General features: G+C 59.5%; 1 protein-coding gene. It reads right to left on the reverse strand.

What is annotated here, in order from left to right; genetic code table 11:
- Positions 1-613: discoidin domain-containing protein (locus tag ACFFUV_RS24140; protein WP_512701407.1), on the reverse strand; the 613-nt coding region annotated here is incomplete at both ends.

Genomic DNA, 613 nt, shown 5'->3' on the forward strand with positions numbered 1-613 from the left:
GGGCGGGAGTGCCGAAGACATTGATTTCCGCGGCGGAAGCTCCGCTGCCGTCCAGCGCATTGGTTCCGGTAAAGCGGAAGTAGCGCACGGATTCGTCGACATTCTTGAGGTTGACGTTTTGTTCGATGGGATTGGCGCGGAGATTGGAGAATTCTCCCTCTGCCGCCTTTTTCCAGGTTTTGCCGTCCGCGCTTACTTCAAACTGGTACTTGTCCGTCATGCCTTCCGTCTTTCCGTCCTGGCGCGGCAGGTAGGAGAAGCTGGTGGCCCGGTAAGGCTTGCCCATGTCCACCACGAAGGACTGGGGAACGCCGGCAGTGGCGGTCCAGGAGGTTTCCGGGTTGTCGTCAATGGCGGCGGCCGCATTGCCGGAGGTGGAGCTTTTCACTTTCCATCCGGTTTTGCTGATTCCGAATTTTGCCTGGCTGACGGGGCCGAGCTTGCCGTTGGCAAACTGGCAGCGTGCCTTGACGACTCCGCTTTCGCTGAATTTGGCTCCCTGCGAATAGACAGGGGACCCGGCCTTGGGTTCGCTTCCGTCCGTCGTGTAGAGGATTTTGTTCTTGCCGTCCGCCAGGATGATCAGGTTGTCGCCGCGGCGGAAGATGGATGG

This window comes from Vibrio olivae, assembly GCF_042428525.1.
In the GTDB taxonomy this organism is placed as follows: Bacteria; Pseudomonadota; Gammaproteobacteria; order Enterobacterales; family Vibrionaceae; genus Vibrio; species Vibrio olivae.